Annotated in this window: 19 protein-coding genes; 3 read left to right on the top strand and 16 right to left on the bottom strand. The window is 63.3% G+C overall.

The features are described from left to right. Positions 1–41: 41 nt before the first annotated feature. The 13 genes from GKZ68_RS12905 to GKZ68_RS12845 form a co-directional block, all read right to left on the bottom strand. The gene (locus GKZ68_RS12905) at positions 42–1,382 is read right to left on the bottom strand and encodes a lipopolysaccharide biosynthesis protein (RefSeq protein ID WP_173115436.1); all 1,341 of its coding nucleotides are present in this window, start codon (positions 1,380–1,382) and stop codon (positions 42–44) included. After that, positions 1,379–1,897 (bottom strand): glycosyltransferase, encoded by a 519-nt coding sequence (locus tag GKZ68_RS22135; protein WP_254243985.1) that lies wholly within the window; start codon positions 1,895–1,897, stop codon positions 1,379–1,381. Before GKZ68_RS22135 ends, GKZ68_RS12905 begins: the two co-directional genes overlap by 4 nt. Positions 1,898–2,700: 803 nt before the next feature. Further along, positions 2,701–3,582 (bottom strand): beta-1,6-N-acetylglucosaminyltransferase, encoded by an 882-nt coding sequence (locus GKZ68_RS12895; RefSeq protein ID WP_173115434.1) that lies wholly within the window; start codon positions 3,580–3,582, stop codon positions 2,701–2,703. An 81-nt stretch (positions 3,583–3,663) separates the two neighbouring features. After that, positions 3,664–4,746, bottom strand: coding sequence for a glycosyltransferase family 2 protein (locus tag GKZ68_RS12890; RefSeq protein ID WP_217275253.1), 1,083 nt, complete (start codon positions 4,744–4,746; stop codon positions 3,664–3,666). A 276-nt stretch (positions 4,747–5,022) separates the two neighbouring features. Further along, positions 5,023–6,240, bottom strand: coding sequence for a glycosyltransferase (locus GKZ68_RS12885; protein ID WP_173115432.1), 1,218 nt, complete (start codon positions 6,238–6,240; stop codon positions 5,023–5,025). A 13-nt stretch (positions 6,241–6,253) separates the two neighbouring features. Beyond that, positions 6,254–7,147, bottom strand: coding sequence for a glycosyltransferase family 2 protein (locus GKZ68_RS12880; protein WP_173115429.1), 894 nt, complete (start codon positions 7,145–7,147; stop codon positions 6,254–6,256). Then, positions 7,144–8,583: an O-antigen ligase family protein gene (locus GKZ68_RS12875; RefSeq protein WP_173115426.1), complete on the bottom strand. Its 1,440-nt coding sequence runs from the start codon at positions 8,581–8,583 to the stop codon at positions 7,144–7,146. The genes GKZ68_RS12880 and GKZ68_RS12875 overlap by 4 nt, the downstream gene beginning before the upstream one ends. Before the next feature lie 190 nt (positions 8,584–8,773). Further along, on the bottom strand, positions 8,774–11,011 hold the full coding sequence (locus GKZ68_RS12870) for a Wzz/FepE/Etk N-terminal domain-containing protein (protein ID WP_173115423.1): 2,238 nt from the start codon (positions 11,009–11,011) through the stop codon (positions 8,774–8,776). After that, positions 11,008–11,808 carry a TolC family protein gene (locus tag GKZ68_RS12865; protein WP_254244279.1) on the bottom strand — a complete coding sequence of 267 codons (801 nt, stop codon included), beginning with the start codon at positions 11,806–11,808 and terminating at the stop codon, positions 11,008–11,010. The genes GKZ68_RS12870 and GKZ68_RS12865 overlap by 4 nt, the downstream gene beginning before the upstream one ends. Further along, the gene (locus GKZ68_RS12860; RefSeq protein WP_173115417.1) at positions 11,808–12,665 is read right to left on the bottom strand and encodes a sugar transferase; all 858 of its coding nucleotides are present in this window, start codon (positions 12,663–12,665) and stop codon (positions 11,808–11,810) included. Before GKZ68_RS12860 ends, GKZ68_RS12865 begins: the two co-directional genes overlap by 1 nt. Positions 12,666–12,720: 55 nt before the next feature. Beyond that, entirely contained in the window at positions 12,721–13,107 is a 387-nt protein-coding gene (locus GKZ68_RS12855) for a response regulator transcription factor (protein ID WP_173115414.1), read from the bottom strand. 543 nt (positions 13,108–13,650) lie between these two features. Next, complete coding sequence (locus tag GKZ68_RS12850) at positions 13,651–15,645, bottom strand: PAS domain-containing hybrid sensor histidine kinase/response regulator (RefSeq protein ID WP_173115411.1); 1,995 nt, start codon at positions 15,643–15,645, stop codon at positions 13,651–13,653. A gap of 231 nt (positions 15,646–15,876) precedes the next feature. Further along, positions 15,877–16,779: a DUF535 family protein gene (locus GKZ68_RS12845; protein ID WP_173115409.1), complete on the bottom strand. Its 903-nt coding sequence runs from the start codon at positions 16,777–16,779 to the stop codon at positions 15,877–15,879. Between the two features lie 205 nt (positions 16,780–16,984). On the opposite strand from GKZ68_RS12845, the gene GKZ68_RS12840 reads away from it, so the two are divergent. The 3 genes from GKZ68_RS12840 to GKZ68_RS12830 all read left to right on the top strand — a co-directional run bounded on the left by GKZ68_RS12840 (position 16,985) and on the right by GKZ68_RS12830 (position 21,162). Continuing rightward, the gene (locus GKZ68_RS12840; protein WP_173115406.1) at positions 16,985–17,893 is read left to right on the top strand and encodes a LysR family transcriptional regulator; all 909 of its coding nucleotides are present in this window, start codon (positions 16,985–16,987) and stop codon (positions 17,891–17,893) included. Between the two features lie 65 nt (positions 17,894–17,958). Beyond that, positions 17,959–19,164: a threonine synthase gene (locus GKZ68_RS12835; protein ID WP_173115403.1), complete on the top strand. Its 1,206-nt coding sequence runs from the start codon at positions 17,959–17,961 to the stop codon at positions 19,162–19,164. Positions 19,165–19,275: 111 nt separating this feature from the next. After that, a complete protein-coding gene (locus GKZ68_RS12830) occupies positions 19,276–21,162 on the top strand; it encodes a polysaccharide deacetylase family protein (protein ID WP_173115400.1) in 1,887 nt (628 codons plus the stop codon). Between the two features lie 32 nt (positions 21,163–21,194). Here the strand turns inward: GKZ68_RS12830 and GKZ68_RS12825 are convergent, their stop codons facing one another. The 3 genes from GKZ68_RS12825 to GKZ68_RS12815 all read right to left on the bottom strand — a co-directional run bounded on the left by GKZ68_RS12825 (position 21,195) and on the right by GKZ68_RS12815 (position 25,063). Further along, the gene (locus GKZ68_RS12825) at positions 21,195–22,409 is read right to left on the bottom strand and encodes a tetratricopeptide repeat protein (RefSeq protein WP_173115397.1); all 1,215 of its coding nucleotides are present in this window, start codon (positions 22,407–22,409) and stop codon (positions 21,195–21,197) included. Positions 22,410–22,598: 189 nt separating this feature from the next. After that, positions 22,599–23,702, bottom strand: coding sequence for a tetratricopeptide repeat protein (locus GKZ68_RS12820; RefSeq protein ID WP_173115394.1), 1,104 nt, complete (start codon positions 23,700–23,702; stop codon positions 22,599–22,601). Beyond that, positions 23,702–25,063, bottom strand: a complete 1,362-nt coding sequence (locus tag GKZ68_RS12815) for a 26S protease regulatory subunit (protein ID WP_173115391.1) — start codon at positions 25,061–25,063, stop codon at positions 23,702–23,704. Before GKZ68_RS12815 ends, GKZ68_RS12820 begins: the two co-directional genes overlap by 1 nt. Positions 25,064–25,082: the final 19 nt, after the last annotated feature.

Raw genomic sequence — 25,082 nt, 5'->3', positions numbered from 1 at the left:
TACCTTAGCAGGACGCGCTTTTTTTGAGATTTAGCCGCTGGCTAGGCTCCGGTTTTGACTGGCCGCAGCCGGCGCAGCACGCCGTCGAGCTGGCCGCGCACTTCCTCGGCCGCCAGCTCGGGAATGCCGCTGAAGCTGATGGGCAGGTAGCGGCGCAGCACCACGTAGCCGTAGGCCGTGCTAGCCAGCAGGGTAATGATGGAGGCCGCCGCCACGCCGTAGATATTGCGCGTGAAATAGATGCAGGCCACGTCGGCTACCACGTTCACTGCCAGTGCCAGCACCACCTTCACCAGGTTGAATTGCGGGCGGCCGATGATATCGAGCGTCACGCCCAGAAAGCGCTCCAGCGGAAACAGCAGCGAGCACACAATGAGAATGCGGTAGAGGTTGGCCGCCTCGGTGGCCACGTATTTGCCGCCCCCGATGAGGCCCACAATGACATCGGCAAACACCAGCACGCCCACCACAATGGGCACAAACAGCAGCGTAAGAAAGCCCGCGTACTTCTTCAATAGCTCCGCCACCTCATCATTGCGCTGGCGGTTCACGGCCGCCGACATGCTGGGCATGGCCGTGCCCAGCCCGCTACGCAGGGGTATCTCAATAATTTCGAGCAGGCGCTGCGGCAGGTTGTACACGGCCAGCGCCGCCGGCCCCAGCATAAACTTGATAATGAACGTGTCGGAGCTGCGCAATAGATTAGAACACAAGAAAGTGCCGAAGCTGTATTTGCCAAAGTGAAACAGCTCGCGCACCACCTCGGGCGTGCGGTGCCCCAGCGCCGTGAGCCGCGACCAGCCCATTACCACCACCACTACGCTCGACAGCAGCGAGCTGCCTAAAAACGCCTGGATAATGCGCGTTAAATTCACTTCCTTCACCAGATAGAGCGTGAAAACCAGCACGATAAATGAGCCCTGGTTGAGCAGCCGCAGCCACAGAATACGGTCGAACCGCTGCTCGGCCTGCAGCACCCAGATGGCCACGTTGAAGGGCAAGGTCACGGCTAGGCTCAGGCCAAACCAGTAGAGCAGCACCCGCACGCCAATATCGTGAAAATGATTGATAAACAGCAAGGAAGCCAGGTTCAGCACCGCAAAGCTGCCCGTCACGAGCAGGCCAATGTACCAGGCCGAGCCCGCCACGCAGCGCTGCCGCGCCTCGTCGGCACCAGCATAAAACTTGATGAGCGCCGTTTGCAGCAGGCCCGTGCGAAAGGTATCGAGGAGCAGGAACGAGAATTGAAAAAACACCCAGTTGCCCATGTCTGCTTCCGATAGAAAGCGAAATAAAATACTGTAAGTCAGTACGCTGAACACGGCCATTACGCCGTTGCCGGTGAACGACTGAAAGTGCCGGTTTTGGAAGAGCGTTTTCATAGGCTGGGGGCCAGCGCCGGGGTGAGGGCCAGCGGGGCCGGGCGGCGGGCGGGCGGCCCGGCCTGGTGCGCCGCAATAGCCGCGTAGATGCGGGCCACGCTGTTTTCCCAGGTGTGGGTGGCCGCAAATTCGCGCCGCTCCTGCTGCTGGCTAGGGTTGTTCTCGGCCAGGGCCCGCTCGATAAGGGTCAGGTACTCTTCCTTGCTCTCGGCCAGGTAGGTGTGCTGCTCGAAAGTGCGCATGGCCTCGGTGCGGGTGGCTACCACGGGCTTGCCCAGGGCCAGGTACTCGTCGATTTTGCGCGGGTAGTTGCCCACCGTCAGCAGGTTCACGGCCTGCGGGTTCAGGCACACGTCGAAGCTTTGCACGTAGCTGGCTAGCTCGCTAGTAGGCTTGGCGCCCAGGAAATGCACGTTGGGCCGCTGGTGTAAGGCGCTGGCCTTGAATACGTCATCTTCGGGGCCCACCAGCGCAATACTCCACTGCGGGCGCTGCTCGCTGAGATAGCGGAGCACCTCCAGGTCGAGGCGGGCGCTGGTGAGGGCGCCCACGTAGCCCACCACCGGGCCGGGCAGGTGGCGCACGTCGGCCGGGGCGGGGGCACTGGCCGGCGGGGGGGCAGCGCGTCGCACCCCTGGCCCACGTCGTGCGACTGCGGGTTGTAGAGCCGGCAGTAGTCGGCCAGGTAGCTGGAGTTGGCCACGCACACGTCGCTCTTGGCAATGAGGGCGGGCTCGAGCTTCAGGCCGTGCTTGCGCCAGTAGCCGCCGGCCACCACAAAATCGCGCGAGTAGTACACGCTCACGGCGGGGGCCAGCAGCTCCTTCAAATGAAAGCTGCGGAAGATGTCGTTGTCGTTGAAGAGCACGAAATCCTGAAAATTGAGTTGCTTTAATCCTGAGCCAATAGCCTGGGCAAAGCGTTTATTATTCAGCTTATTGACCTGGCGATGCAGCCAGCCGGCCGGCAGCCAGTTGATGGATTCGAGCACCGTGCCCGGCGAGAGCACCCACAGGCTGGGGGCCACCGCTTGCAGGCCGCTGGCCGCGCCGCGCTGCACGGCCAGCCGCGCCTGCACGGCCGGCTCGTGGCGGTGGCGCAGCACGGTGTTGCGGTCGAGCGGCGAGTTGACGTACAGCACGCGGTTGTGGCGGCTAAACTCGCGGGCCAGGTCCTTGCAGTTGCTGCCCAGCGCGGTGTCCCAGGGCTGCTGCCCTACCACGACGATGTCGCGGCCGGTGAGGAGTGGTTTCATAGCTAGCGAGTGGTTGAGGGCTGATTGGTTATTGCTACTTGTAGTTGGCTGGCTGCCTGGGGCCTAGCCCGCGGCCACGGTCCGGGGGCGGTGGCGCACCAGCCAGTCATCCACCAGGTTAAGCAAGTTGTGGTCGTGGTCGGCGTCGAACTTGCGGGCGAAGAGCTTGTGGGCGTGGGCCAGCTTCGGAAAGTCGTCGGTGGTGAGCAGCCGGGGGTTGGCCCCGCCCGCCGACCAGTCGATGTAGCGGTAGTTCTCATTGATGATGCTGCTCTTGAAAGCCGAATTCATGAGCACCGTGGCAATCAAAAACTCGTCGGAGCCCCAGGTGAACATGCTGAACCAGCGCAGCCGGGGGTGCTCGTCGATGAACTTGACCAGGTAAGCCGCGCAGGCTGCGTCGAGCGTCCACCACGAGCCATCGGAGCCGCCGTACAGCGCGTAGGGCAGCGGAAACTGGCGGCGCGGCAGCACCAGATTGAGGAAGCGCTGCAAGAGGTATTGCCCCTTAAACTGAAAGTAGGTGGTGTGGTACTGCTCGATGCGGCTCGTGGCGTGCTGCCACCACGGCGAGCCTTCCGACTCGAACGACAAAAACGAGTAGCCCTTGTGCCGGGCAAAAAAATCGTGAATAGTCGCCGCCGGCTTAATCGGGTAGTCCTGCCCGCTCAGCAGGTTGATAAAATCGAACGGCTGGCCGCTGGCCAGAATAGCGCGCGTGCCCTCCAGAATGGCATGGGTGAAGCGGTACGAAGCCCAGCGCACCGCAAAGCGCCGGGGCGTGAACTCCACGCGGGGCTGGCTAGCCAGGTGCTCGTAGTCTTTAAAATCGCACTTGCTGTCGAGGTGAATAAAGAAATAGAAGTCGTCGTGCTGCAAAGCTGTTAGCAGCCGCCCGAGCTGGTCGGGGTTTTTGTGGGCCATTATCAGGTGCGCAATTTTCATGGCTGGCAGGAATGCGTAGGAATTGGAGAAGGGGCGGGCAGAAGCGCAGTAGCGCGAAGCTGGGGCTTCGCGCTACTTTTTTTAAGCGCCGGCTACGGCACCCGTCACGGTGGGCTGGCGGGTGGCCTTGGCCCAGGCCGCGGGCTGGGCCTTGCGCACCCAGCGCCTAAAACCTAGAAAAACAGCCAGGTTCATAAGGCTGAAAAACAGCGGTATCACGAGCGGCCTGGCGGTGCGGCCGGTGCGGGCCGCCTGCCGCCACCCTAGCCAGGCCGCCCCGTAGAGCCCCAGTTGCCCGGCCAGCAGCACGCTATAAAAGCCCGCCGCCCGCCCGGAAGTAGCTAGCGCCAGCCCCAGGCTCAACGGCAGCAGCAGGGCCAGGGCCAGCGGCGCCAGGCTCCAGCGCAGCACGCGGTGCGACACGTAGAGGAGCGTGACTACTGGATTGCGCAGCGGGTTGAGCAGCTGCGGCAGGCGCGTCATAGCCTGCCAGCCGCCCGCGCAGATGCGGATTTTGCGCTCCATCTCTTCGGGCAAGGTGGCCGAGGCATCCTCGGTGGCGTAGGCTAGCGGCTCGTACACGACCCGATACCCGCGGCCCACGATGCGCAAGGACTGCACAAAATCGTCGAGAATGGTATCGGCTTCGAGCGGGGCGAAGAGGGCGGAGCGGAACGAAACCAGCTCGCCGGCCGCGCCCATCAGGCTGTATATCTGCGAGTCGCAGCGCTTGAGCAGCGACTCGTATTGCCAGTAGAGGCCCTCGCCCGCGCCGGGCGCCGAGGCCTGGGGGCGGATTTTTTTCTCGCCCGACACCGCGCCCACGCTCGGGTCCTGGTAGTGCTTCACCAGCTCGCGCACCGCGCCGGGGTTGAGCAGGGTGTTGCAGTCGGTAAACACCACGTAGGGCGTTTTTACGAACTCCATCGCCCGGTTTTCGGCCATCGCCTTGCCGGCGCGCTTGGCCGCGTGCAGGTGCTCAATGCGCGGATGCCTAGCCAGCACCTGGCCCGAGTTGTCGGTCGAGCCATCGGTAATGAAGACCACGCGCAGCTTATCGGCCGGGTAATCGAGGGCCAGCGAGTTGGCGATTTTTTCCTCCAGAATACCCGCCTCATTATAAGCCGGCACCACCAGCGTCACGGGCGGCGCAAAGGCCTGCATTGGCCCCGCTGGCCGACCCAGGCCCCTGGCTTTGGCCCACAGCCACGCCCCCCGGCATAGCCGAAGTAAGTATAGAAAACCAGGGCTAGCAGCGCCCAGCAAGCGTATTGGAAGTAGTGCATAAGCTTATTTTCAAGGAGAAGAGAACGGACTAGCCAAAGCCGGGCAGGCTAGGGCCGCAGCCTGCGCCCGGCGCGCAGCCCACTGATGATACCGAGCGCCAGACACAGCAAAACCGGCGCGGCAATAATGGCAAATGGCATAAGCGAAATGGTGTTAATTATCGAGCTGAAAAGCGGTGCCCGCCTTGTGCGGCGTGGCCAGAAAAGACGTGCGCGTGCGGCGCATCCGCAGCAGCGCCAGGCACATGCACCAGATGGCGTAGGGTAGGCGCAGGCCCGCCGCCAGCACCTGGCGGTTGTAGAGGCGGGCGGGCAGGGCTAGCAGCAGCGTGGCGGCCAGCGTGGCCAGCAGCCCGCCCCATACCAGCGGCGGCGGCCCCACGCGCAGCCCTAGCACCCAGGCCCCCGATGAGGCAGCCACCAGCAGCCCCAGCAGGGCCAGCAGCAGCGTGCGCGGCACCAGAAAGGCCTGCACCACTTTGTTGAAAAACTCGACGTTGCCGCGCAGCAGCGCCGGGATACCCTGGCCGGCGTATTTCTTCAAAAACTCCCACTGCGAGGCTAGCCAGCGGGTGCGCTGCTGCGTGAAAACCTGGGCGTTCTCAATCTTCTCGTCGTAGACGTACACGTCGTCCAGGTAGCAGATTTTCTGCTGGTCGCGGGCAATGCGGAAGTCCAGCTCTTTGTCCTCGCCCACCGTTTCGCCGATGCCCGTGAGCAGGCGCTGCAGGTAGCCGTACTCGAAGGCCATGCCCGAGCCGATGAGCGCCGCCGACAAGCCCACCGCCGCCGGCCCCTTGCGGTAAATGTGGTTGTTAACCTCCTCGTTGCAGGTATCGAGCAGGGCGAAGGCAGTGCCTTGGTTTTTGGCCGTGCGGTGGGCCTGCACCACCCGGTAGCCGGCCGCAAAAGCCTGGTTCACCGCATTCAGAAAGCCCCGGCCCATCACGTTGTCGGCGTCGAGCACCACGGCCACGTCGAAGGCCGTGGCCGGCAGCACCGACAGCGCTTGCAGCAGGGCCTTGCCCTTGGTGCTGCGCTCAAACCGCACCTCCACCACCCCGATGCCCTGGCGCTGCAGGGCCTGCACGGTGGTGGGCTGCAAGCCATCGGCAATAACAACTACCTGGAAAACGCCGGCGTAGGGCTGGGCCAGCGCCGCCCGGCTGGTTTCCAGAATTACGGCATCTTCCTTATACACCGGCATGAGCACGCAGATGCGGCGCGGCGCGGCGCCGGGCACCAGGGCCGGCAGTGGCCGGGCGTGCCAATGCCCCGCCACCGCAAAAAACAGCAGGTACAGGCAATTGAGCAGCAGGTAGGCGGCCAGGGTATACAGCAGCCCGCTAAGCAGGGATAGAAGAACAGTCATAAAATCAAAAAAATTACTGTAAGCCGCTGGCGTGCTGCATATTCCAGCGCAGGCCGCGGCCTAGCGCGCGCAGGTGCGGCCACTCGCGCTGGCTAGCGTAGCGCAGCGCCAGCTTGGGCAGGGCGGCGGCCACAAACACGAGCGTGCTGGTGAGGCGGGCCCAGCCCCGGCTGTTGCGCCGGATGAATAGCAGCCGGTTGCGGTTCATGTAATACGTCTTCAGCACGGAGCCTTTGCCCACCGACACCGACTCCTTGTGGTACACCGTAGACTCGGCCACGTAGTGGCAGGTAAAGCCCGCGTTCTTGATGCGCTCGCACCAGTCAAGCTCTTCGTAATAAAGAAAATACAGCTCGGGCATGGGCCCCACGGCTTCGAGCACGCGGCGGGGCACCAGCATGGCGGCGCCATCGGCTAGCTCGGTGGGGTAGGAGGCATCGTGCTGGCCGTAGTCGGCTTCGAGGTGGCCGATGGTGATGCTGCGGCCCGTCCAGGGGTTGATGCCGCGCGAGCCGGCGTATTGAATGAGGTGCTCGCCGTCGAAATACTTGATTTTGGGCGAGGCGATGCCGGCCCTAGGGTTGGTTTTGAACAACTCGACGAGCGGCTCCAGAAAGTCGGGCTCGACCTCAGTGTCGTTGTTCAGGAAAAGCAGGTATTCACCCCTGGCCTGCGCGATGCCCAGGTTATTGCCGCCCGCAAAGCCCAGGTTTTCAGTTGATTTGATAAGCTGAACTTCCGGAAACTGCTCCTTGATAACGTCCGGGTTATCAGCGGGTGAAGCGTTATCAACGACAATAATTTCCAGGCTAGGGTAGGTGACGCGCCGCAGCGAGGCCACCAGCTCGCAGGTTACCCGCGCCTGGTTGTAGTTGATGGAAATAACGGAAACCAGTGGGTAGTTCATAGCGGTGCGGTAGTTGGTTCGGGGGCCGGCGTGTCGAGGCGCGGGCCCAGAAAAACGAAAACCCAGGAGAGGTACACCACCAAGGCCGAGGGCATGAAATTGATGACCTCGTTGCCGTAGCTGCTGAAAAAGCTGCCCGCAAAGCCGGCCGTGAGGGCAATGAGCTTGGTCTTAAGGGCCGGGTCGCGGATGCGCCACACGATGCCGCCGCTCTTGCCCAGGAGGTAGGCCATCAGGCCCATCCAGATGGTAAGGCCCACCACGCCGTACATGGCCCACACCTTCACCCAGTAGCTGTCGGGCGGAATGGTGGAGAGCAGCTTGCCGGGGTTGTAGTGAATGCCCGCGTTGCCGATGGTGCCCACGCCGCCGCCGAAGGGCCGGCTGCTGAGGTAGTCGCGCAGCCGCAGCTGGTTGGTAAGGCGCACGTTAAAAGAGGCGTCGGCCGGGTCGAGGGCCGTGCGCATGCGGTAGATGTTGTAGTTGCTGTCGCCGATTTTGGTGTACTTCAGCACTCCGAAGCCCGCCAGCGCCACCAGCGACCCTAGCACGAAGGCCTTGATATTCTTGCTGATGAGCAGCGCTACTCCGAGGCCCGACATCAGGGCAAACAGCGCCCCCCGCGTGCCCGAAATAAACATGCCGATGATGAGCAGGCCCGCCGCCGCCGCCAGCAGCACCCGCTTCCAGGCCCGAAACGGCCCGAGCGCCAGAATGCCGGCCACCAGTGCAATGTGCGCCTGCGCGGCCCCAAACTGGCCGGCGTCGCTGTAAAACGAGAATACCCGCAGCTTGCCCCAGAGCAGGTGGGTCTTGGCATTTTCGAGCAAAAAAGCCTGCTCGCCGGCCGAAGGGCCGATGTAAAGCTGCTTCAGCCCATTGAGCGTGCCCAGCACCGAGAGGCCGATGAGGAGGATGAGAAACAGGTTGAGGTCGCGCTGCTTATGAAACAGTAACAAGGCCAGCGGCACCAGCAGCACCCAGTACAAAGTGGTGCTGCGCATCTCCTGGTACCAGCCCAGCAGGCTAGCGCCGGGGTTCACGATTTCGAGCACGTTGACCCCGAACCAGGCCAGGCTGAGCAGGCACAGGTCGTTTTGCACGTAGCGCCAGTCGTAGCGCTCGTATTGAAAAGCCACCGCTACCCAGGTAATGACCAGCAGCCCATCAACGGCCATGCCAAACGGGAGGCTGCCGCCCACCAGGCGCGAGATGAAAAACAGCAAAAAGCAGTAGCAAATAAGGGCGATGATGCCCAGGCGCGGCTCTAGAAAAATGCCAATCAGCAGCGGCGCACCGACCGCCAGGGCTAGCAGCAGCCCCGGCACCAGCATGCCCTGGCTAGCCGTGAGCCAGCCCACGAGCACGGCCAGCAGCAGCCCGGCCCCGAGCAGCGGCAGGTTGGTGCGGGTTTGAAAAGCAGGGAGCGGGAGCATGGGTTAGATTTAGTTGACTAGTCTAGATGGCCCTGGATGGCGCGGGGCTCTGCCCCGTGTCTACTATTCGCCGGCCACTGGCGGGCAGTCGTTGAACAAGTAGCCCTCCGTGTGCGGGCCAGAGGCCCGCCGATATTCGGCACGGGGCAGAGCCCCCGCCATCGGGGCTACCAGGGAAGGAGTTTTTTGACTACGAATTGAGCAGCGCCTGCTGCGGGTGCGCCGGTAGGGCCGGGCGGTAGGGCGAGGTAGCCGGCCGCAGGCGGGCACCGATAAACTCGGCCACGTACTCGGGCAGCACGCCGTTGAGCACCAGCTCGATGGGCGCCTTGGTTACCGACTGAATATTCTTGAACACCGTGCGGTCGGCGGGCTGCCAGGCGCGGTCGGCGCGCACGGCCACCAGTATCAGGTCGAGGTCTTGCAGCAGCGAGGCAGGGTAGGCCGTTTCGAGCACCGCCGGAAACTCGATGATGACCACCGACTCGGGGGCTAGCCCGTCGCCGGTGAGGTCGGCCACCGACACGCCCGGCGCCAGCGCCGCCAGGGGCGAGTAGAGCAAGGTGTCATCGGCGGGGATAATCTGAAAGGAATGGTCGTCGGGGTAGAGACTAAACGTGCTGATGTTCAGCTCGCGCAGGCTAGCCGCCAGGCTGGCGCACACCGCCGACTTACCCTCGCCGCCCTGGCTGCTGAGTACCCCGATGGTGTAGGGCTGCCCCGCCCGGCGCGGCTGCTGAAACTTGAGCAGCAGCTGCCGGGCCAGGTGGTCCTCGGCCCGCTTGGCCTGGTCGAGCTGCAGGGCATCGGGCGCCGTGAGTTTGGGCACCACGCCCGCCACCGGAAAGGACGTAACCTTGGCCGCGTAGGCCGGGCTTTGCAGCGCAGTATTGAGCAGGCCCGTGGCGGCCACGCCGGCCCCGGTCAGCAAAAACGCGCCCATAAAGCCGCCAATGAGCAGCAGCAGCAGCTTGGAGCCGCTGGCCTGCGTGGGCAAATAGGGCGGGTCGACCACGCGCAGCTGCGAGGCCATGATGCCGTTTTGCTGCGACAGCTTGCTCTGCTTCAGGCCTTCCATCTGCGAGAGGTATTCCTTCTCGGCCACCTCCACCTCGCGGCGGATTTTACGGATTTCGGCCCCCAGCGGCACCAGCTGGTTGTACTGGCCGGCGGCCAGCTCGCGCTGGCGGCGCATCAGGCCGAGCTGGCTTTTAAGGTCTTCAACCTGCAGGTTGTTCTTGGAATAGTCGCTCACCAAGTCCTTCACCGCCACGCCGTGGCTGGCGTGGGCGTCGTTGTAGTAGCTGCTCACCGTTTCGCCAAGCTGGGTATCCAGCTTGGCGGCTTCCTGCTTCACGCTGGCCAGGCGGGCAGCGGTGGCCGCGCTGGGCTGGGCCTGCTGCATTATTTCTAGTTCCGACGTCTGGTTATTCAGCTCCGAAAGCCGGTTGCGTAGCCGGATGATTTCCTGGCTTTTCAGGTTCGACTCGCCGCGCTTGCTCAGGCTGCCTTCCACCGATTTCAGGGTCGAGGAGGCACCGGCGTACTGCATTTCGAGCTGCGCGTATTTGTCGGCCGCGGCCTGCTTCTCATCGGTCGAGGACAGAATCTGCTTGTCGTAGTCCACGATATTATGCTTCTCGTGGAAGGCTAGCAGGCGCTGCTCGGCCTCGCGCAGGCGGTCGGCAGCCTTCTGCACCGATTGCGTGAAGTAGGTGATAACCGACTCATTCTGGCCCGTAAACAACTCCTTGTGCTTGCGGATAAACACCTGGGTCAGAATTTCCAGCGTTTTCTCGCACAGCAGCGGGTCTTTGGCCGCGTAGTCGATGCGCAGCAGGTCGCTGTCCTTCACCCGCGCCGCGTTGATGGTCAGCAGCGCATTTTCCGAAAACAGCGGGTCTTTCGAGTTCACCAGCTTATACACCGGGCTAGCCGGCCCGGCCTGGTAGGCGGCCGTCACGCGTTGCGTGGTGGCAGCAAGAGTGGCGCCGGTGAGCTGGGCCTTGAGGGAAGGCGTAATGAGTAGGTCAAAGGGCGTTTTTTTCTTGTCGGCTAGCTTGGTTTGCACCACGCTTAGCACGCCGCCGGTGGGCGCGGCCGGGGCCGCCGGCGGGCGGGCCGCTTCCTCTTGCAGGCGCCAGGCCAGCAGGCGCAGGGCCACCTCCTCGCGGGTATCGCGCGAATTGATGAGCGAGAGCAGGTTGTCGAAAGCCGTGGCGGTGGCCTGCCAGCCCTGGCCGCTCTCATTATTGCCGCCCTCGATTTTGAAGCCCGAGGCGATGCCCGTGTACAGCACCGTATCCGACTCATACTTCTTGTCCTGAAAGCGGGAAAAGAAGAAAATCGACGCGGCCGTGGTCAGCGGCACGAGTAGCAGCAGGGGCCAGTGCCGCAGCAGCCGGCGCACGAGTTCTTGAGCGTTCATTTGGCGGCGATTGAAAGGGCGGTGATGGGCATGCCGATGATGTCTTCGAGCAGCAGCTGGGCAGTCTGGTACTTGTTGCGGGCCTCTTCGTAGGCGAGTTGGGCCTTGCTGTAGAAGTCCATGGCCACCATCTGGTCATCGACCTGAATTTCGCCCTGCTTGAAGCGATGGTCGGCAATCTGCTTGCTCACATTGGCCGATTGCAGCGCCTCCTGGGCGTTTTGCTGGGTGGCGCGGGCCAGCGCCAGCGCTTGGTATTGCACAATAACTACCTGCCGGATAGCTGCCTCCTGGGTCTGGCGCTGGGCCACGGCCTGGCTCACCACGTACTCCTGGCGCGCAATGGTGGTGCGCCGGGTGGCCAGCATATCGAAGGGCAGCGCCAGGCCCACGCCGGTCGAAAACTGGGCCCTCGCCCCCAGGTTGAAGGGATTGGCCTGGTACACCGGCGAGGCAGTTGTTTCGGCCGTGGCAAAATAGGGCAGCGTGCCGTAGGTGTAGCTGCCGGTGAGGGCCAGCATGTTGAGCAGGCGCTTGCGGGCCAGCTTCACGTCGGCCTCGGCCACGCCGCGCGTGGCGTCGAGCCGGGCTATCTCGCCCGAGTGGGCAATAGCGGCCTCGTAAAGCTTGGGCAGCACCACTTCGGGCGCGCCGAAGAAGCTCTGCAAAGTGCCGTCGGCCGGGCGGCTAGCCGGGGCCGGCGTAGTAAGGGGGGCCGCCGCCACGTTATAGGCGGCCTGGGCGCAACCCGGCAGGGCCGCGCCCGAGGCGGCCAGCGCAAGTAGAAAGGTTTTCATCACACATTCTCCTGCTGAAAGAGCGCCGGCACGGTCCTGAGCAAAATCTTCAGGTCGCTTTGCAGCGAATAATTGCGGGCGTACTGCACGTCGAGGCCCTTGCGCTCGTCGGCCGACATCGGCCCCTTGCCGCCGCGCTTGCTCACCTGCCACAAGCCCGTGATGCCGGCCGGCGCCAGAAAGCGAGCCGCAAACTGGTCGGTGGTCAGCTTCTCAGCTTCGTAGAGCGGCAGTGGGCGGTTGCCTACCAGGCTCATGTCGCCGCGCAGCACGTTGAAAAGCTGGGGCAGCTCGTCGATGCTCGTGTTGCGCAAAAAGATGCCCACCCGCGTCACCCGCGGGTCATTCACAATCTTGATAAAAGTAGCCTCCTCGCTCGCCCGGCGGGCCTGCCGGTGCCGGCGCTCACATACCAAATTTCCTTGCTTATCAATTAGTTGGCCTTGGCACTGGCCGCCGCAGGCACAGTCGTGGGCCGAGTGCTCGGCTACTGTAGCCTGGTACTGATTGTGGCTTTTCATGGCCGCTAGCTGTTGGTCGGCATTGGGCCGCATCGACCGAAATTTCCAGAACTTGAAAATGCGGTAGTTGGTCCCCACGCGGTACGAATAGTAGAGCACCGGCCCCGGCGACTCCAGCCAAATGAGCAGCGCTACCACGGCCAGCAGCGGCAGCAGGGCTAGCAGCACCAACCCGGCAACTACAAGGTCAAACAGGCGCTTGCTCAGCGGCATCACAAAGGCGCGGGGCGGGGCCGCCACGGGCGCCGCCGGGCGCGGCTGGCGAAGGACCCATTTGGGTAACAGGGGCGCGGGGTAGTGGCCCGGCAGTGCGCGGTTGTTTATAGTTGCTTCCATAAGAGGTGAGGTAGAGATGAGTAAATGGCTGCTAGCCAGCAAGTATACCGATGAGCTACACGCTCACCCGGCCCAGTACTTTCTGAATGCGGATTTCCAGCTCCTCGGGGTTAAAGGGCTTGACGAGGTAATCGTCGGCGCCAGCCTTGAGGCAGGCAATCTTCTTGCTGGTCTCGTCGGTGCCCGATAGCATCAGCAGGGGCACGCTCTCGTTGGTGGGCAGCGCCCGCAGCGCCCGGATGAAGGCGAGGCCATTCATCACGGGCATCTCGTAGTCGGCCACAATGGCATCGGCGTAGTTGCCCTGGCGCAGCCAGTCCATTGCTTCCTGGCCATTAGAGGTAAGCACTACCTCGTACTCACTGGCAAAGTAGTGCTCTAAAATGAGCCGAATAGCGGGTTCGTCATCAATGATGAGCAGGGTTTTCTTGAGATTGTACATAGAAGTGGCGCATGGTGAAGGCTAAGCATGAAATCAAGCGGGGGGAAAGGATAAAGAGGCGACTACCTGACAAAACGACCGCCGGGAACCGAGCTCGAGCGGAACCAATATGACCAGCTGGCGTGCTGCCCAAGTCAAATAATTGGACAATAGCAAGCCAGGCCGCCAAAAAGGGGGCTGTCCAAAAAGACGCAGTACGAGTGGGGGTGGGAGTAAAGCGGCGCGCGCGCCCGCTTGGGAAGAGCGTAAGCTGCTAATGGGCCCAGGCTTGTAGGCAAGCAGCTGCCTCAGCGGGGCAGCCGGCGGTTCAAAGCCAACAGGTTAGTTTATAGCAGTTATCGAACGGAAGATACGCAAACTAAACTTACTTGTCAATGCAACATCGGCCTAAATATTTTTATCGGCAGAGCTTATTCGGGAGGCTGAATTTGTACAAAACAATGTTATTTAAGTGCTATGTTTTGTCGCTCAGCAGCGTAGCGTAATGTTTTAGTAAAATAGAATTTATCTGTGAAATGCTGCTTTTCGACGGTGCTGCGCCATTTAGAGCGATTCGGGCTGCCGTAGACTTGTCTCAAAAGCCTCGACCATCTGGCTGGTAACCAGGCGCAAGGCAACTAGCAAATTAAGAAGAGTTTCACTGGTCGGATTTTTTTTTAAAATCCCTTCAATTTTTCTCGCATAGTGCGTGGCTTCGTCTATTTGCAGGTTGCCGTAGGTCGATTTCAGGCTGTGGCTAAGCTGGCTGGCGGCCTCCCAGTGGTGGCCGGTCACGGCCGCTTCGAGTTGCCCGAGCTGGGCCGGCACCGTGTCGATGAAAAGCCGCTGCATCTTGCGAATGAAGGTGGTATCGTGGGCTAGCTTGCCCAGCCCCGCGAAGCCGTAGGTGGGCGCCGCCGGCCGGGTGGCCGACGGGGCGGCGGGGCGCACGGCGCGCCCGCTGGCGTAGGCCAGGGCCAGGTACAGGCTGTTTTCGTGGTAGGGCTTCACGAGCCAGTCGGTGAAGCCGGCCGCGGTGTAGGTTTCCACGTCCTTTTTAAGGGCATTGGCCGTGAGGGCGATAATGGGCTGGTGCTGGTTGGGGCCGGGCGTGCCGCGCAGGTGGGCAGTAGCGCTGAGGCCATCGAGGCGCGGCATCTGGATATCCATCAGAATAACATCGTAGGGCGTGGCCAGGGCCCGCTCCAGGGCCTGCTCGCCGTCGGCGGCCACGTCGGCGCTCGCTTGCCAGGCCTGGAGCAGCGAGGTGGCCAGCAGCGTGTTCACGGCATTGTCCTCGACCAGCAGCACGCGCAGGCCGCGCAGCAGGCCCGGCGCTTCGGCCGCGGGCTCGGCCGGGGCTGGTAATTCTTCGCTCACCTTATAAGGCAGGCTAACGAAAAACCGGCTGCCGCGCCCCGGCTGGCTATCGAGCCAGATGCGCCCGCCCTGTAGCTCCACCAGGCGCTGGCTAATGGCTAGCCCCAGCCCCGTGCCGCCATACAGGCGCGTGGTGGAGCTGGCCGCCTGCCCAAAGCTGCGGAATATCTGGGCAAACTTATCGGGCGCAATGCCGATGCCCGTGTCGGCCACGCAAAATTGCAGGTGCACCCGCCCGCCCTCGTAGTGGCTCACGTCTACGGTGGCCGTTACCTCGCCGGCCGGGGTGAACTTGATGGCGTTGGTGAGCAGGTTGAGTAATATCTGGCCCAGGCGGCTGGCATCGCCCGCCACTACCGGCAGCGGGGCCGCGGGCAGGCACACGTGCAGCTGCAAGCCTTTGGCCTGGGCATTGTAGGCCAGGCTTTTGGCCGCGCGCTGCACCACCGCCTCCACGGCAAACGGCATGGTTTCAAGGTCGAGAGCACCCGACTCGATTTTGGCGAAGTCAAGCACATCGTTGATAACCACCAGCAAGCCCTCGGCACTCGTCAGAATGCTGTCGAGGTGGTCGGGGTACTCGGCCGGGCTAGCCGCGCCGCGCAGCAGCCGGGCCAGCCCGATAATACCGTTGAGCGGCGTGCGGATTTCGTGGCTCATATTGGCCAGAAAAGCCTCCTTGGCGCGGGCCGATTCTTCGGCGGCCACGCGCGCCTGGTTCAGGGCCGTAATGTCGGTGGCGCTCGTGAGCAGGTAGCGCGTGCCGTCGGGCCGCACAAATGGTTTCTTAATAATATGATAACTGAGCGGGGGGCCATCGGGCCGCTCATACTGCTCCTCGTAGCTGCGCGTAGCGTCGCCGGCCAGCAGCGCCGGGTCGGGGCCCACCACAAAATCGGCCCGGCCGGCCCGCAGCCGTAGCAGGTGGTGGTAGGCGTCGTTGGCCAGAATGATGCGGCCTTGCCCGTCCTGCACACACACCGGGTTGGGAGTGGCGGCCAGCAGCTGGCGCAATAGGTCGGCCTGGCTTTTTTCGGTCCTGGCGCGCAGCTGAAGCCGGTTTTTGCGCTCCTGCTGAAGCTGCTGCTCCAGTTGCGCCACCTTGGCCTTGAGCAGTTGCAGCTCGCTGGGTTTAGTAGGCTGAAATTGCCCGGCCCATTCATTAGTAGTCGTTTCCATAGCCAGCATACGGGTAGGTAGCCTGGCAGCCCGCCCAGGCCGCCAGGGTCAGCAGTGGTAATGGGCTGCTGCCAAGCAAGTTGAAGCCTGCCGGGCAGATGGCAGCTACGGGCAAGTTACGACCGGCGCGGGCCGCCGCAACCCGATGAAGCTAGTAACGTCCAGAAAAATCTGGTTATTCTTCACTGGTAGCCGGGGCAATTCCTTAACTCTGGCTAACACTGTCAACGATTAATCGCGTAGCCTGAATACGGCCCGGCACTGCTGCTCCACTGCCTGACGCAGGGCGTGCTTGTAGCGGCGCTTGCGCAGCGTGCGTACCCGGTGGGCCGACTTTATGCACTCCAGCGGTTTTTCGGGGGCCGGAATGGCTAGCCTGAAAAAGCCACCGGTCGTGCGCTCGCCGCCAAATTGCTCCCAGAAAGTGTTGTAGTTGAAGCCGCTACCGCTACCGTAGCTGAGCTGCTCCTCGGTGCTTACCCCGGCTGCGTGGTCGATGCGCAGGGCCTGGGCCAGCCCGTAGGCAGCGTGCATCAGCAGGGCAGCCGGCGTGATGTCGAGCAGCGTCTTGGTAGCGTGCTTATGAAGCGCGGGCTGATGCGCGCCCTGCACTTGGCTCAGCAGCAGGGCGGGCTTACCCGGCGCGCCCACCAACTGGCCCGGCACAATCACGAACGATACTACCTGAAGCAGAATGCCATTGACCGAGAAATAGAGCGAAAGCTCGCCCTCAAAGCCCACGACCGCCGGGTAAGCTAAGTGGATGGCAAAGTGCCCGGCCCCGTGCTGCTCCTGCCAGATAAGTAGTTTCCGGGCCACTTGCTCGAAAAAGGCGACACCTGCGGTTGCCGTCAGAAAATCGTAGTGATACAGAAGCGCAGCCAGGCGTTTGGGCCGCGAAAAGCTGGCTGCTAGGTAGCCAGAAAGGTATTTGTAGCGAAAGCGCGGCTGGCGCTCCAGCAAGGTAGCCAGCGGCAGGGAAGTTGATAGCTGCTTTATCCGCTGAAAATCAGCATAATTGAGCAGTGTTTGCCCGCTTCGAACCAGCTGCTTGAGGGGTAGCAGCGCTGGCCAGCTCAGAAAATGTCGCAAGAGCCCGGCCAGCTGAGTAGCCGCGTTGTAGTGAGTACTCATAAAGTCAGCTTCTTAGCATTAGCAAGAGAAGATACGTGCGAACACCTTCATCAAGACCTTGTATAAGATAAATTAAGTAAAAAGTTGTGCTAAAACAATAGCCGGCCGGCTGAAGGACACGTGGGCGGGCTCAATAGCGGGGGCGCGGGGGCGTGCGGAAAAATAGGCGGGCTGCTACCTTTAGGCCGCTGCAAGCAGGTACCCTATGCTCTCCCACGCCCACGAAATTTTTCTTGAAGTAGCCCAGCGCCTGAGCTTTACCAAGGCTAGCCAGGCGCTGTTCATCAGTCAGTCGGCAGTGAGCAAGCAGGTGAAAGCCCTCGAAGAGCACTATAAAACCGGCCTTTTTGAACGCCTGGGTGGCAGCGTGCTGCTCACGCCCGCCGGGCAAAGGCTGTATCAAAAGTTATTACAAGCCAAACAGTTGCAGCAAGAGTTGCAGCAAGAAATGAGCGAGCTAACCCCGGCCTTTGCCCCGGCCGTGCACCTGCTCATTGGAGCTAGCACTACCATTTCGCTCTACGTGCTGCCCCCGGTGGTGGCGGCCTGGCTGCGCCAGCATCCGCAGCACCAGCTCAGCCTCAAAAACCGCAACAGCGATAACATTCTCAAGGCCCTGCTGGAGCACGAGATTGAGCTCGGCATCATCGAGGGTATTCACAAAGTCAGCAACGTTACCTACACGCCGCTGCTCACCGACGAAGTAGTGGCGGTGTGCGCGGCGGCCAACCCGCTGGCCGGCCGCCAGCTGGCAGTCAGCGACTTGCTTAGTATTCCGCTCGCGCTGCGTGAGGTAGGGTCGGGCACGCTGGCGGTCCTCGAAGAAGCCCTGGAGCAGCACCACCTGCGGCTGGCGGCCCTGCCGGTGCGGGTGCGTCTGGGCGGCACCGAGGCCCTCAAAAACTTCGTGCGCGTGGAGGCTACCTGCCTGGCCTTTTTGCCCCGGCAGGCGGTGTTAAAGGAGCTGGCCAGTGGCGAATTGGTGGAGGTAAAAATCAAAGACTTGTTTTTGCAGCGTAAATTCAATTTCATTCAGCGCAAGGGTACGGAAAACGGGGGCCCCTACCGCGAATTTCTGCGTTTTACGCAGCGTTATTATTCCGCTAAGGAATAGCCTATGCCAAAACTCCATTTCGCCAGGGCATAGCAACCCGTATAGGGCAGTCACAACTTTGCCCTATGAACCAAGTAGCCACGCTGCCCGTTTCCCGGATACACGCCCTGCATTGTGCCCGGTGCGGCGCCGCCTATTCGCCCTTTGAGCTGCAAGGCGTGTCGGCCTGCTGCCAGCAGCCGCTGGTGGCCGACTACAGCCTGCGTAAGTCGTTGAGCCGCGCCGATGGTATCGACCTGGCCGACAGCTCGATGTGGCGCTACGGCGCACTACTTCCCCTGCTCGACGATGCCAATAAGGTGACGCTGGGCGAAGGCCTTACGCCCCTGCTCACGCTGCCCCGGCTAGCTGCGCACTACGGCCTCAACTCGCTCACGCTCAAAGATGAAGGCCAAAACCCCACGGGTTCCTTCAAGGCGCGCGGCCTGAGTATGGCCGTGTCGAAAGCCAAGGAGCTAGGGGCGCAGGGCTGCATCATTCCCACGGCCGGCAATGCCGGGGTGGCCATGGCCGCTTACTGCGCCCGCGGTGGGCTAACTGCTACCGTGGTGATGCCGCGCCACACTCCCGAAGCCTTTAAGGAAGAATGCTACTGGTACGGCGCGCAGGTCGAGCTGGTCGATGGCCTTATCAACGACTGCGCGGCCCGCGTGCGCCAGCTCAATGCGAATGGCGAACTGCTTGATATTTCGACGCTTAAAGAGCCTTATCGCCTCGAAGGCAAGAAAACGATGGGCTACGAGATAGCCGAGCAGCTGAACTGGCAATTGCCCGACGTGCTGCTGTATCCCGCCGGCGGCGGCACCGGCCTCATCGGCATCTGGAAGGCATTTCAGGAAATGAAAACCCTGGGCTGGCTAGCCCCCGAAACCAGGCTGCCCCGCATGGTAGCCGTGCAGGCCGAAAACTGCTGCCCGCTACTCGAAACCTACCTCGGCCGCCAGGCCAACTGCCACAACTACAACGGCCGCCCCACGCTGGCCAATGGCCTGGCCGTGCCCCGCCCGCTGGGCGAGCCCCTGATGCTGGATGTGCTGCGCGAGTCCAACGGCACCGTGGTAGCCATCAGCGAGGAAGGAATGCTGGAAGGTATGCGGGAGCTGGGCAACCACGAGGGCCTGTTCGTAGCCCCCGAGGGCGCCGCCGTGTGGATGGCCGCCCGCCGCCTGCTAGCCGATGGCTGGCTGCGCGCCGACGAGCGCATTCTGCTCCTCAACACCGGCAGCGGCCAGAAATACATGAGCAACGTAGCCGGCCGCGCCTGGGCGTAGTTTCAGTTATCAGTTAGCAATTATCAGAAAAAGAGTAGTTTGTCTAGGCAGGGTCTTTTTTCTGCCAATTGCTAATTGCTAATTGCTAACTGCTAATTGACCTTTGCGCTCATGCGCATTCTGCACGTACTGTCCGCCAATTTCTTTGCCGGCTCGGTAGCCTACGCCGTGGCCCTGGCCAAGGCCCACCACCGCGAGGGCCACCAGGTGTGGCTAGCCTCCGATGCGGCGGCGCTGCCCACGGTGGCGGCTCAGGTGCAGCTGCCCATCAGCCAGCGCACCTACGGGCAGCGCCTGCGCAACATCCGGGCCTTGCGCCAACTGGTGCGCCAGCATGGTATCGACGTGGTGCACGCCCACTCGCGGGCCGCTAGCTGGGTGAGCTACTTCGCGCTGCGCGGGCTGGGGGTGCCGCTGGTGAGCACTATACACGGCCGCCAGCACCTGCACACCTCCACCTCGCTCTTCGATATTTACGGCCAGAAAGTCATCGCCATCTGCGAGAACCTGGCCGAGCACCTGCGCGAAGAAGTGAAGATGGCACCGGCTAAAATCGTGGTCGTGCCGAATGGAATTAAGTGGGAAGTAGAAGTAAAAAATGAAGAAGTAAAAACTGCAGCCGAAGGTGCGGCAATTTTTACTTCTTCATTTTTTACTTCTACCTTCCTCCGGCTAGCCTTCATCGGCCGTTTCAACGGGCCCAAGGGCGAGCGGGCGGCGGCACTGTTGCAGCACGTGTTTCCCGCACTGCTTCAAGAGTTTGCGCAGCTGCGCGTGGCGCTTATCGGCGGCGAGCTGGAACAGCTGCCCGAGGCCGGCAAAATGGCCCTGGCGCAGCTGCAAAGCCAATACGGCGAGCGCGTCGAAGTTATTGGCTTTACCGACGACGTAGCCGGCTGGCTGCGCAAAACTGACCTTGTCATCGGGGCCGGGCGCGTGGCCATGGAGGCGCTGGGGCAGGGCCGCGCCGTGCTGGCGCTGGGCGAGGCGCTCTACGCCGGGCCCGTGTCGCTGGCGAGCTACCCGGCGGCGGCCGCTTCCAACTTCGGCGATATTTCGGCCTGGCAGCAGCCGGCCGCCGGTTTCGACCCGGCCCCGGTGCTGGCCGATGCGCGGGCGTTTCTGGCCCGGCCGCACCGCGTGGCGCCGGCCCTGGCCCAGCGCGTGCGCCACGACTACGACCTGGCCCGCGTGGCGGCGCGGGTGCTGGGCGTGTACGAGTCGGCGCGCATGGCCCTGGCCGCGCCCGCTTTCATGCCGGTGCTCATGTACCACAAAATTCCGGAAGCGCCCATCGCTACCAGGCACCAGATTTTTGTCACGAAGGAGAATTTCGCGAAGCACCTGGCCTATTTTAAAGACCAAAAGCTCACGCCCATTACCTTCCAGGACTACCAGGATTTTGCCAGTGGCCGGCGCCCGCTGGCCGAGTTTCCGCGCCGGCCCATCGTGCTGACATTCGACGATGGTTACACTGATAATTATACCAATCTACTGCCCCTCATGCAGCAGTACGGCTACCGCGGCGTACTGTATTTACTGGGCGATTTCGAGGTGCGCTACAACCAGTGGGACCTCGCCCAGGACCCCACCGAGCCGCGTGCCGACATCATGAGTGAAACCCAGAAGCGGGCCTTCGTGGCGGCGGGCTGGGAAATCGGGGCGCATACCCTCACGCACCCGCGCCTGGCTAGCCTGCCCGCCGCCGAGGCCGCCCACGAAATCGCCGCCAGCAAGGCCGAGCTGGAACGCCGCCTCGGTATCACTATCGTCTCCTTCGCCTATCCCTACGGCGACCTCAGCCCCGAAACCAAGCGCCTGGCGGCCGACGCCGGCTTCACCTACGCCGTGGCCACCGACACTGGGGGCCTGCACCTGGAAGACGACCGGATGCAGATTTTTCGCATCAATATGTTCCCGCACGAGTCGGCCAGCAGCCTGTTCAAAAAAACTGCGCCCTGGTACCGGCGCTACTACCGCTGGAAGCGGAAGAAGTAGGCGGCCAGCAATAGCCACGTTAACTCACCTCGTTATTGCAAGGCAAAAAACCAGGTATACGCCACCGTGCCGTACAAAAACACGGTAAACAGCTGGCTAGCCCCCGCTACCTCCAGCATGGCCAGCGAGGCGCTGCCCACCCCCACGGCGGCCAGCGCCCAGCCCACCCAGCGCGAGTACTGCTGCTGCCTGGGCCGCGCCGACAGCCGCTCGGTGCCCACCAGCGGAAACAGCAGCCCCAGCGCCACGAAGGCCAGCGTACCCAGGCCCGGTATGCCCGGCCGCCCTAGCAAAGCCCCCAGCCCCGCCACCACGGCCACGCCCAGCAAGGCCAGAAAATGATTGGAATGCTGCGTTTGCCGGGCGCTAAGCGCGTAGCGCCCGTAGCGGCTCACGCGCAGTAGCGAGTTAAATAGCGCATCCTTAAACCAGCTCAAATACGCAAAAACCAGGTAGAACGGCAGCAGCACCGGCACGAAGCGCGCCACTACGTAGGCCCCCAGCAGCAGGCCCCGGCGCAGCCCCGCGCTCAGCGAGCTCACCCAGTACATGAAGCGCATAAAGGTGCGATACACCCAGTACCGGGCCTTAAGTGCCTCCACCAGCCCGGCGCGGGCGTAGTCGGAGGTGGCATCGAGGCGCAGGGCCTCGCGGAAGTTCTCGAGGGCCTCCTGGGAGCGGTTGGTTTCGAGCGCCACCCAGCCGGCCTGGGCCTGAATGTCGCTGCTTTCGGCGCCGCGGCCCAAGGCCGCGCGGGCAGCCTGGCTAGCCTCCTCGCGGCGGCCCTGGCGGGCTAGGGCGCGAGCCTCCAGGCCGTGCAGGCCGGCGTGCTCGCTGTCGAAACTCAGGCCGGTGCGGGCAGCTTGCAGGGCCGCCTGCCACTGGCCGCTTTCGAGGCGTAACTGGCCCAGCACGAGGTAGTAGCTGGCATCGGCCGGGTCGAGGGCCAGCGCCTGGTTGATGGCCGCCAGCGCTTCCTTGGGCCGGTGCTGGCGGTGCTGGGCCAAGGCCAGCGCGTAGAAAGCAAAGTCGTACTCCGGCGCCAGGTGAATGGCTAGCTCGGCTTCCTCCTGCGCTTCGGGCAGGCGCTGCGCATCGTCGAGCAGGCAAATGGCGAGCAGGGCGTGGGCCACCGGCTCGTGCGGGTCGAGGCGCAGCTGGCGGCGCAGCTCGTCGGCGGCCTGCGGCAGGCGATTCTGTTGCATGAGGAGCTGCACGCGGGGCAGCCAATCGGTAGAGTAAGGCATCAAAAAAATTAACTGTAAGGCAATTGTCAGCTGTTGAGCATGCAGGCAGGGCTAGCGAGCACCCCGCAGCGGCACGAAAGCCATCACGCTCAGGCCGGCGGTGTAGACAAAAAGAATAAGCCGCGCCCGAATGGCCAGTGGTGCATCATCGAGCCCAAACAGCCCGACCACGACCGCTCCACCCACCACCTAAAACCATTCGACCTGGTCGCGCTCGGGCTCGGGGCCCGGCTCGCCCCACACCTCCCGCCAAAAGCCGAAGGCGGCTAGGGGGGCAACCGCCGTGGCCGCCGCCGCTAGGCTAGCCGGCAGAAAAATGGCCAGCGCGGCGGCGCCCAGGCAGCCGATTGCTATTGGGGCCAGCTGCCACCACGGCAGGTCGGGCACCCGGCTGCGGCTGCGCAACACGCGCACGGCCGGCGCTAGCCGCCAGCGCAAGTAGGCTCCGCCGTAGAGCAGCGCTAAGGGCAGGCACAGGATGGGCATGAGCAGAACGAGCCCCGCGAAGTACAGCACGTAAGCGCTCGCGCCTATCTTGTTGACTAGCTTCTCATTAATGCGCTGCGCAAAGCTGTCGAGTCGCTCGGCCTGGCGGTGCAGCCAAAAATGCTGCTTCCAGACTTGCGATAAGCCCTGCCGGGCGGCCGCTAGCCCCGGCTCACTGCGCAGCGCGGCCCGAAAATGCGCTTCGGCCGGCGCGTAGGCAGCTTGGGCCAGTAGCAGCTCGCCCAGTGCCACGTGCGTTTTGGCGCGGTTGGGCGCCAGGCGCAGGATGCTGCGGGCCGTGGCTTGCGCCCGCGCGGGCTCGTTCAGCACTCGCAGGGCCTGCAAGCGGTAGTCGAGGCAGGTGAGGTTGGTGGGGTCGAGCCGCAGGCCTGCATCAGCGATGAGGAGGGCCTGCGTGGGTTGCTGCCAGGCCAGCTGCAAGCCGCTTTGCACGCCGTAGTATTTGGCCGCCAGCGGGTCGAGCTCAAGCGCGGTGGCAATGGCGGCGCCGGCCTCGGGCAGTCGGCGCTGCTGCCAGCAGCTAAGCGCCAGAAAATAGTAGCCCTCCGCATATTGCGGCGAGAGCGCCAGCGCCTGGCGAGCAGCCGTTTCGGCCTCGGCTGCCCGATTAGTGTGCTGCAAAATCAGGCTCAGCATCACCTGCGCAGTAGCCGAGCGCGGGTGCTGGCTCAGCTCCCGGCGCACTAGCTCTTCGGCCAGGGCGTAGCGGCCCAGCTCCACGAGTTGCTGCGCCTGCGCAAACCAGCCAGGGGCGGGGCTGGTACCCACCCGAACCGCACCGGCCATTACAGTCCCCCCGGCTTTTTCACCCCCAGATACACCAATATCTCGTCATACAGCCCGCCCTCGTTCGAGTACAGCGCGTAGTTGCGGGCCGTGGCAAACCACTCCTTAGTGCTGGGCTTCACAAGCTTGGCGGCATCGAGCAGGTCGCTTTGCTCGATGGGCAGCGGCCGCCCGGCGCGCATGGAGAGGCGCAGGCGCGTATCGACTGCGCCATCGACCACGGCCTTGAGGTCGGCACCGCTGAGGCCGGCGGTGCGGGCCGCCACGGCGGCGGGCTTCACATCGGGGGCTAGCGGCTTGCCCTTGAGCAAAATCTCGAGGATGCTGGCGCGCGCGCCTTCGTCGGGCGGCGTCACGAGCGTGATTTTATCGAAGCGGCCGGGGCGCCGGAAAGCCGGGTCGAGGTGCCAGGGGGCATTGGTGGCGGCCATGATGAGCACGCCCTCGTTGGAAGCCGACACGCCGTCGAGTTCTTCCAAAAACTGGTTGATGACGGTGCGGCCGGCGCTCTGGCGCAGGTCGTGGCGGTTGGCGGCCAGGGCATCTACCTCGTCAAAAAACAGCACGCACGGCGCCTGTGCCCGCGCCAGCTCGAAAAGCTGGTGCAGGTTTTTCTCGCTGTTGCCGAGCCACATATCCAGGATTTCGGCAATGCCTACGCTCAGGAAATTGGCCTGCACCTCGCCGGCCGTGGCGCGGGCCAGGTAGGTTTTGCCGCAGCCGGGCGGGCCGTACAGCAACAGCCCGCCCCCGCTAGCCTTGCCAAAGGCCTTATATAAATCGGGGAAGTGCAGCGGGTGAATAATCTTGAGCCGGATTTCCTCCTTCACCGCCTCCATGCCGCCCACGTCCTGAAAAGTGATGCGCGGCTTTTCGAGGCCTAGCAGGGCGGGCGCGGCCGGGCTAGCCGGCTCGCCAAAACCAGGGGCCGGGCCGCTGGCCGGCACCCGGCGCGGAGCATTGGCTTGCAGCTCGTTGGCTAGGGTAGTATCGGCTAGGCCGGGGTCGAGGCGCAGAGCTTGGGCGTAGGCCTCGCGGGCGGCGTCGGGCTGCTGGCTGGCGTGCAGCAGGCGGGCGTGCAGCAGGTGCGCGGGCCCGAGGTCGTCGTGCTGGCCCAGCAGCTCTTCCACCACTACAAAGGCGGCCGACGTTTTGCCCAGGGCAAAGTAGGCGTCGGCTAGCCCTAGTTGCAGCGTGGGGTCGGTGGGATGGTAGCGCAGGCCCTCGCGGTACAGGTCCTCGGCCGGCTGGGGCTGGCCGGTCTGGCGCAGCAGCCCGCCCAGATGCTGGCGCAGGGGCAGGTTATCGGGCGAAAACTTGAGGGCATCGAGCAGCGGCTGGAGCGTAGCGTCGGCGGACATATAGCGGTAAAAACAAAGG

Origin of the sequence: Hymenobacter sp. BRD128 (assembly GCF_013256625.1) — a bacterium.
In the GTDB taxonomy this organism is placed as follows: Bacteria; Bacteroidota; Bacteroidia; order Cytophagales; family Hymenobacteraceae; genus Hymenobacter.
This window is presented reverse-complemented; position numbering and strand designations above follow the sequence as displayed.

Coding starts and splice junctions, on each gene's coding strand:
- GKZ68_RS12855 (WP_173115414.1), bottom strand. CDS start 13,107: ATGTACAATCTCAAGAAAACCCTGCTCATCATTGATGACGAACCCGCT.
- GKZ68_RS12845 (WP_173115409.1), bottom strand. CDS start 16,779: ATGAGTACTCACTACAACGCGGCTACTCAGCTGGCCGGGCTCTTGCGA.
- GKZ68_RS12860 (WP_173115417.1), bottom strand. CDS start 12,665: ATGGAAGCAACTATAAACAACCGCGCACTGCCGGGCCACTACCCCGCG.
- GKZ68_RS12850 (WP_173115411.1), bottom strand. CDS start 15,645: ATGGAAACGACTACTAATGAATGGGCCGGGCAATTTCAGCCTACTAAA.
- GKZ68_RS12815 (WP_173115391.1), bottom strand. CDS start 25,063: ATGTCCGCCGACGCTACGCTCCAGCCGCTGCTCGATGCCCTCAAGTTT.
- GKZ68_RS12890 (WP_217275253.1), bottom strand. CDS start 4,746: ATGCAGGCCTTTGCGCCGCCCGTGACGCTGGTGGTGCCGGCTTATAAT.
- GKZ68_RS12875 (WP_173115426.1), bottom strand. CDS start 8,583: ATGCTCCCGCTCCCTGCTTTTCAAACCCGCACCAACCTGCCGCTGCTC.
- GKZ68_RS12865 (WP_254244279.1), bottom strand. CDS start 11,808: ATGAAAACCTTTCTACTTGCGCTGGCCGCCTCGGGCGCGGCCCTGCCG.
- GKZ68_RS12870 (WP_173115423.1), bottom strand. CDS start 11,011: ATGAACGCTCAAGAACTCGTGCGCCGGCTGCTGCGGCACTGGCCCCTG.
- GKZ68_RS12885 (WP_173115432.1), bottom strand. CDS start 6,240: ATGACTGTTCTTCTATCCCTGCTTAGCGGGCTGCTGTATACCCTGGCC.
- GKZ68_RS12835 (WP_173115403.1), top strand. CDS start 17,959: ATGAACCAAGTAGCCACGCTGCCCGTTTCCCGGATACACGCCCTGCAT.
- GKZ68_RS12895 (WP_173115434.1), bottom strand. CDS start 3,582: ATGAAAATTGCGCACCTGATAATGGCCCACAAAAACCCCGACCAGCTC.
- GKZ68_RS12830 (WP_173115400.1), top strand. CDS start 19,276: ATGCGCATTCTGCACGTACTGTCCGCCAATTTCTTTGCCGGCTCGGTA.
- GKZ68_RS12820 (WP_173115394.1), bottom strand. CDS start 23,702: ATGGCCGGTGCGGTTCGGGTGGGTACCAGCCCCGCCCCTGGCTGGTTT.
- GKZ68_RS12840 (WP_173115406.1), top strand. CDS start 16,985: ATGCTCTCCCACGCCCACGAAATTTTTCTTGAAGTAGCCCAGCGCCTG.
- GKZ68_RS12825 (WP_173115397.1), bottom strand. CDS start 22,409: ATGCCTTACTCTACCGATTGGCTGCCCCGCGTGCAGCTCCTCATGCAA.
- GKZ68_RS12905 (WP_173115436.1), bottom strand. CDS start 1,382: ATGAAAACGCTCTTCCAAAACCGGCACTTTCAGTCGTTCACCGGCAAC.
- GKZ68_RS12880 (WP_173115429.1), bottom strand. CDS start 7,147: ATGAACTACCCACTGGTTTCCGTTATTTCCATCAACTACAACCAGGCG.